This is a genomic window from uncultured Anaerococcus sp., from assembly GCF_963510915.1.
Taxonomy (GTDB): domain Bacteria; phylum Bacillota; class Clostridia; order Tissierellales; family Peptoniphilaceae; genus Anaerococcus.
Genome location: NZ_CAUPHG010000011.1, coordinates 19,950 through 27,013 on the forward strand (window position 1 = coordinate 19,950; position 7,064 = coordinate 27,013).

The following is a 7,064-nucleotide window of genomic DNA, read 5'->3' on the forward strand; positions in this document are numbered from 1 at the left end:
TTATATGAACACTTTAGTTTTTCAATCAGATTTTGGTTTAGGAGACGGGGCAGTCTCTGCCATGCACGGAGTAAGTTTTATGGTAAATCCAGACTTAGCCATAGATGACTTAACTCACGAAATAATGCCCTACAATATTTTTGAAGCATCTTATAGGCTTTTACAAACCATTAAGTATTGGCCAAAGGGAACAGTTTTCGTGTCAGTAGTCGACCCGGGAGTTGGGTCTAGTCGCCATTCTATAGTGGTAAAAACAAAATCAGGTCACTATATAGTTACACCAGATAATGGTACTATTTCTCACGTAGCAAAATATATAGGACTTGATTCCGCTAGGATTATTGACGAGATAAAGGATAGGCTTCCTTTTTCTGAAAATTCTCATACCTTCCATGGTAGGGACGTCTATGCCTATAATGGTGCAAAACTTGCTGGTGATACTTCTTATTATGATTCTCTAGATGAGCTTAGCCTAGATGACCTATGCTATGAACCTATAAAAGATGCGAAAATCACCGATGGGGTTATAGAAGGCACTGTAGATATCCTAGATATTAGGTTTGGATCTTTATGGACAAATATCAGCCTCGATTTGTTAAATGAAGCTGGTATCAAGCAAGGTGACATGATTAAGGTCATTATCTATTATAAGGACATAAAAAAATATGAAAATCAGATGACTTTTGGTCATTCCTTTGCAGATGTAGGCTTGGGAGAAACTGTAGCCTATATCAATTCGTTAATCAATCTTGGTATAGCAATTAACCAAGCGTCATTTTCTGCCACCTACCAAATCGGTACAGGAGCAGATTGGAGTATTTTAATTAAAAGGAGCGATAATGAAAAAGAATAATTCTATTACCACAATTGTGGCTATCGGTATTGGCGCAGCTGTATTTTTTATCTTAGGTAGGTACCTATCAATACCAGTTGGCTTTATACCAAACACATCAGTTGAAACAACCTATCCATTCTTGGCCTTGATGTCTGTTCTTTTTGGCCCAGTTGCAGGTGCTTTAATAGGCTTTATTGGTCATGCTATCAAGGACTTATTAACATACGGTCTATGGTGGTCATGGGTTGTAACATCAGGTATTACCGGCTTTGGATATGGTCTTGTTGGCTCAAAAATAAATATTAGCCAAGGAGAATTTACAAAAAAAGACATGGTTAAATTTAACCTTGGTCAAGTAATCGTAAATGTGATTTCTTGGGGTATTGTTGCACCAGTTTTAGATATTTTAATCTATTCAGAACCAGTAAATAAGGTTTTTGCCCAAGGTTTTGTATCAGCTGGCCTAAATTCTCTTGCGGTCGGTATCCTAGGTACAATTTTAATCACAGCCTATGCTAAGACAAGAACAGCAGACAATTCACTAAAAAGAGACTAGAAAGTATGGATAATAGGCAAGACCTCGTAGTTTTTGACAAATTCAATTTTAAATACAAGTCCCAGGTAGAGCCTTCGCTTTTTGATGTAGATTTGAGAGTAAAAAAAGGTGAGAAAATCCTAATCGTAGGCCCATCTGGCTCTGGCAAGTCTACCCTTGCAAAAAGCCTGAATGGACAAATCCCAAACACCTTTTCTGGTGATATAGGAGGCTCTTGCCTAATCAATGGAAAAGATTTGCAAGACTCGTCGATTTTTGACTTATCTTTATCAGTGGGAACAGTTCTCCAAGATACTGACGGACAATTTGTAGGTCTTACAGTTGCAGAAGATATAGCCTTTTCTCTAGAAAATGACAATGTAAGCCAGGAAGAGATGAAAAAAATTGTCCACAAGTGGGCTGATGAATTAAATCTTACCAAGCTTCTCGAAATGAAGCCTGGTGAATTATCTGGAGGGCAAAAACAATCTGTATCAATAGCCGGAGTCCTAGTTTCAGATGTGCCAATTCTTTTACTCGATGAACCTCTCGCAAACTTAGATCCTAAATCAGGAAGAAAAACCATGGAGCTTTTAAAAAGCCTAGTTGACAGGCTTGGTTATACAGTAATTGTTATCGAACACAGGCTTGAAGAGTCTCTTCTTCTTGACCCAGATAGGATAATTGCAGTTGACGGCGGAAAAATAGTTGCAGATTTAAATCCGACAGACCTTTTGAAATCAGATATCTTAGAGAAAATTGGTGTTAGAAGACCTCTTTATATAGACGCCATGAAATACTCTGGTATAGATATTTCAACTTACGATAGGCTAGGAGATTTTGATGAGGTTGATATAAAATCATCTGATCTTTTGAAAATAGAAGCCTGGGCAAAGCAAGAGGAAGCGCAAATTCATACAAAAACAGGTGAAGAAATTATAAAAATAGAAAATCTTAGCTTCGCTTATGAAGATGAGAATATTTTGGAAAATCTTTCGCTAAATATAGATAAGGGAGAGATAATTTCGATTTTAGGACCAAATGGAGCAGGGAAATCGACCCTAGCTAAACTAATGTGCGGTTTTCTAAGACCAAAATCAGGGAAAATTTTTATAGACGGTAAGGATTATAAAGATTTTTCTATAAAAGAAATTGCCGACAAGGTAGGTTTTATTCTTCAAAATCCTAATGCTATGATTTCTAAGACAATGATTTTTGATGAAGTTGCCTTTGGTCTAAGAGTGAGGGGAGTAGATGAAGAAATTATCAAGGGAAAAGTCCATGAAACCCTTGAAATTTGCGGCCTTTATCCATTTAGAAACTGGCCAATCTCAGCTCTTTCCTACGGGCAAAGACGCAGGGTCACAATAGCTTCGATATTAGTTTTAAATCCAGAAGTTATAATATTAGATGAACCAACAGCTGGTCAAGATTTTCATCATTACACAAAAATGATGGAATTTATAAGGAAAATTAATAAAAAATATGGCCTAACTATTTTGATGATAAGCCATGATATGCACCTAATAGAGGAATACACAGACAGGGCAATAGTAATCGGAGATAGGAAAATTTTAGCCGATACAAGTCCAGCCGAGCTTTTCACACAAAAAGACTTGATAAATAGGGCGAACCTTGCCGAAACTTCACTTTTTAAACTGGGTGATAGGCTAAAAACAATGAACGCCCTTGACTTTATTGAGAGTTTTATTGGCTATGAAAGGAGAAAGAGATGAATAACACCCTAGGTTATATCAAAAATGACACTGTAATTCACAGGCTTTCTGGTACAACAAAGCTTATCGCTTTTATCCTTCTTTCAGTAATAGTCATGACAAGTTATGACACTAGATTTCTAATTCTTGTCATGGTCCTATCGATTTTAGCTATGAAAATTGCAGAAATTCATTGGAAAGATGTGGATTTTTTGGTGAAAATTGTCGCAGTCTTTTCGCTTATAAATATCCTTGCAATTTATATTTTTGAGCCAGCCTACGGTGTGGAACTTTATGGGTCAAGAACTGTTATTTTTGGTACAGGAAGATATGCCCTAACTTTAGAGCAAGTTTTTTACGAATTTAATGTTGGACTCAAGTATTTTTCGACTATTCCTTTAGCTCTTGTATTTATCCTTGCTACAGATCCAAGCGAGTTTTCATCAAGTTTAAACAGGATAGGTTTATCTTACAAAATATCTTATGCTGTAGCCCTTGCCCTCAGATATATACCTGACATTCAAAAATCTTATTTTGATATCAGAGAGTCTTGCCAGGCAAGGGGCGTTGAAATGAGCGAAAAAGCAGGCTTTATCAAGAGAATAAAGGCGTCATCAAATATAGTGATTCCCTTAATTTTTGACAGCCTAGAAAGGATTGAAACCATAGCTCAAGCTATGGAACTTAGACGTTTTGGGAAAAATAAAACCAGGACTTGGTATAAAGCAAGACCCTTTGGGTCAAATGACCTTGTAGTTATAGCTATTACTTTTATTATGGTAGCGATTGGTATATCCCTATTTTTCCTAAACCAAGGTAGGTTTTACAATCCATTTATATAGAAAATTTAAAATAAAAAAAGCCCTCTTATTTTAGAGAGCTTTCAAGCTTTAATAGCTTATAGACCCTTAGGGGTCTTATTTTTTTGTTATTTTGTAATTTATACCGTTTACAAGCTCGACCTCATAAGGGCTTTCGGAAAAATATCCCTTTAGAAAATCCAACCTGTACTTGTGGTAGGATGATTCTTCGCCTTTCAGGTCATCAAGCTTAGCGTTTTCGATTTCAAAAGATTCGTGGTGGTCGTGGCTATGACCTCCTTCGCAAGAGGCATTTCTTGAATTTTCAAGGTCTATAGCGTCTTGGTATTTTTTGTGGAGGTTATTGTTGGTAATTAAATACAAACTTCCTCCGTCAAGGACGGCTGAAAGTCCCTGATCACAAGGCATACCGTCTAGTAGGTAATAATTTAGGTCGGTAAAAATTTGGTCAAAGCTAGAAAAATCTTTGCCCTTGCCACACTCTTGACCGAGTTTAAAAAGCTTATCACCAGGATTTTTGCAAAGGCTAAGGGCCTGGGCAAGACGACTTTCTACTATATCTATCTTTTCCTGGAGGTAGCCGTGGATATTTTCTTGGTCTAAGATTTCCTCTAGGGGCTTAGTTGAAACAGGCTCATATTTAATTTGTGAAAAATCTCCATCTAGCAAATAATCTGTTATTTTATCTTGAAATTTGATTTTTTCATACATTAAGTAGTGGATGGGTCCTAAAGTTTTTGACATACTTACTCCTTTTTATAAATTTTTAAATATAAAACCCGAGCTGAGTTCGGGAAAATTTTAGGCGTCTGACCTTGAAAAACTGTTTGTCATCTTGTTTGATGCCACATAGAGGACTTGACTGAGAAGGTCTTGACTTTCTTTTTTAAGCATTTCAGCGATTTTCTCGTTGGCTTCTTCTAGGATTTCTATTGAATTTTCCCTAGAAAGATTTTCGTTTACAACTTTCTCATCGGTTTTATAGATTATTTCCCAAGCAAAACTGCCGACTTTTTCTTGGTAGCGCTCTATTAAATTTGCTGTGTCTGCAAAATATGGGTCAGCAAGAGCGGCTATGATACGGTTTGCCCAGTAAAAACTTTCTGTGGTGACCTCTGCTGTAGTATCTCTTAAATATGCTGGTGTATCAGTGATATTTACATAAAATGGAGCCATGGCGTTAAAGACATTTGAGCCTAGGGCTAGCCATTCTATGGCTTTGATTGGATCTGGCATATCTTTTCTAATTTGAGTTAGGCCTAGGAAGTTATTCCTATTTATACCAATAGGGCGGAAGGCTCCAGCCATTGATTTATCGCCGTGTTTTTTGTATGGGTCGTAAGGGGTTGCTTGGAAGTGGTGAGAGAGGGCGTATTTGATATCTTCAACTGTAATTTTTCTCTCAGGCACTCTTGCCCATGGGATATCGTCATCGTCAGGTCTTAGGTCAGCATCAATACCATCGTAAGTATTTGACCTTGGATTGAAATATCTTTGCAAAATCCAAGCTCTAGGTGTGTTGTAGACATGATCTGCGTCAGAGTGACTGCCAAAGGCATCTCTTGGGTTAATATTTCCATCAAGAGATAGGTCAAGATGGTATTTTTCTATAAAATCCTTGAGGTCAGCTGAGCATAAGAAATTTTCGCCCTTGCCAAGTGCATCTTCTAAGTCAAAGAAATCTAGACCTAGTTGGTTTGGCATGATTACATAGGAATCGTCTGGAACTTTCCTTGCTATCCAGTGGTGACCACCAATGGTTTCTAACCACCATATTTCGTTCTCATCTTGGAAGGCAATACCGTTTTTCTCATAAGTACCATATTCTTCTAAAAGTGAGCCGAGGCGGATTACTCCTTCTCTAGCTGAATTTATATATGGAAGGACAATTGAAACAATGTCTTCTTCTCCAATTCCTCCAGGAACTTCTTCCTTATAATTATCATCGCCTTTATTGCCGACTTGTTGTTGGTAAACTATAAGGGGATCTGCGCCTAAGACTCTTTCGTTTGAAGTGATTGTTTCAGTTGCAGTCATTGCGACGTTTTTAGAATTTACCCCACATGCTGCCCAAATTCCTTGACCAGCTACTGCTTCTGGCATAGCTGTATAGGAAAGTGGATTGGAAGGCAATGGAATTTCCACCTTAGAAATTACTGATTTATAGACCTTTGGTTGGTCTTCTTTTTTAACAAAAACGAATTTTTTTGCATTATATTGCCCACTTCCAGAATCTTCATTTCTGGCAACTAGGGTTGAACCATCAAAGCTTGCATTTTTACCTACAAGTATAGTTGTACATGACATAATTAATCTCCTTTTTTCTTATATAAATAGTGTACCTTATGCTAAAAAAAATAAAATATCAAAGAAAAAATATTTTTTTTAAAAATGAAAATAAGAAATTTAAGCTTGCAAATGGCATAGTTTCAACCATATTTTTTTCGTTGATAAAACGTTATAACTTCAATATCGATAACGATTCCGATATTTTATTGACATAATTCTAAATATTAGATATAATGAGGATATGATAAACGCTTTCATATCATTTTTAGGAGGAAATATGAAAAAAGGAATAAAATCAATAATGGCCTTATCACTTGCAGTTATCATGACAGCATGTGGTGGAGCTAAGAACGGTGGAAAAGAAGCTGCTGATAGCGGCAAGGAAGCAAACAAGGATGCTAGTGCAAAATTAACAGTTCAAGCAGAAGAAGGCTGGGTAGATTATTACAAAGCTGCTGCAGAACGTGTTAAGAAACAATTCCCAAATGCAGATATCGAAATCAAAACTGTAGGAGCATTTGATCACTTAGATATCTTAGATGCTACAGACGCTTCAAACGAAGACGTTGCTGACTTATTTGCGATTCCAGCTGATAGACTATATGGTCTACATGGAAATGATATTTTAGCTGCTATTGATTCAAAGAAATTAGCAGATGAAATTGGTGGTTGGGATGATTTTGATAAGGGAATCGGTGGAAACTTCAAGATTGATGGTGAATATTTTGCTTTCCCATTCAACATTGAAACTCTTATAACTTATGTAAATACAGCAAACGCTAAAGAGAAAAACGTTGACCTTTCAAAACCAATCGAAATCAACGATGTAGCTGATGAATCAACTGTTTTACTACCAATCTTTGATGCTT

General features: G+C 36.7%; 6 protein-coding genes and 1 pseudogene. 5 read left to right on the forward strand and 2 right to left on the reverse strand.

Annotated features, from left to right (window positions below; genetic code table 11):
* The first annotated feature begins 4 nt into the window (after positions 1-4).
* Genes RQ893_RS02045 through RQ893_RS02060 form a run of 4 tightly spaced genes read left to right on the forward strand, consistent with a single transcriptional unit; the run spans position 5 to position 3,927 of the window.
* A complete protein-coding gene (locus RQ893_RS02045; protein WP_311481386.1) occupies positions 5-853 on the forward strand; it encodes an S-adenosyl-l-methionine hydroxide adenosyltransferase family protein in 849 nt (282 codons plus the stop codon).
* Positions 840-1,391, forward strand: coding sequence for an ECF-type riboflavin transporter substrate-binding protein (locus RQ893_RS02050; RefSeq protein WP_311481387.1), 552 nt, complete (start codon positions 840-842; stop codon positions 1,389-1,391). Before RQ893_RS02045 ends, RQ893_RS02050 begins: the two co-directional genes overlap by 14 nt.
* A 5-nt stretch (positions 1,392-1,396) precedes the next feature.
* Positions 1,397-3,106 (forward strand): ABC transporter ATP-binding protein, encoded by a 1,710-nt coding sequence (locus tag RQ893_RS02055; protein WP_311481388.1) that lies wholly within the window; start codon positions 1,397-1,399, stop codon positions 3,104-3,106.
* Positions 3,103-3,927 (forward strand): energy-coupling factor transporter transmembrane component T, encoded by an 825-nt coding sequence (locus tag RQ893_RS02060; protein ID WP_311481389.1) that lies wholly within the window; start codon positions 3,103-3,105, stop codon positions 3,925-3,927. The genes RQ893_RS02055 and RQ893_RS02060 overlap by 4 nt, the downstream gene beginning before the upstream one ends.
* A 75-nt stretch (positions 3,928-4,002) precedes the next feature.
* On the opposite strand, the gene RQ893_RS02065 is transcribed toward RQ893_RS02060, so the two are convergent.
* A complete protein-coding gene (locus tag RQ893_RS02065) occupies positions 4,003-4,650 on the reverse strand; it encodes a hypothetical protein (protein WP_311481390.1) in 648 nt (215 codons plus the stop codon).
* A gap of 57 nt (positions 4,651-4,707) precedes the next feature.
* Positions 4,708-6,213 (reverse strand): C69 family dipeptidase, encoded by a 1,506-nt coding sequence (locus RQ893_RS02070; RefSeq protein WP_311481391.1) that lies wholly within the window; start codon positions 6,211-6,213, stop codon positions 4,708-4,710.
* 259 nt (positions 6,214-6,472) lie between these two features.
* Here RQ893_RS02070 and RQ893_RS02075 point away from each other — a divergent pair.
* A pseudogene (locus RQ893_RS02075) lies at positions 6,473-7,064 on the forward strand (sugar ABC transporter substrate-binding protein); the annotation flags it as partial.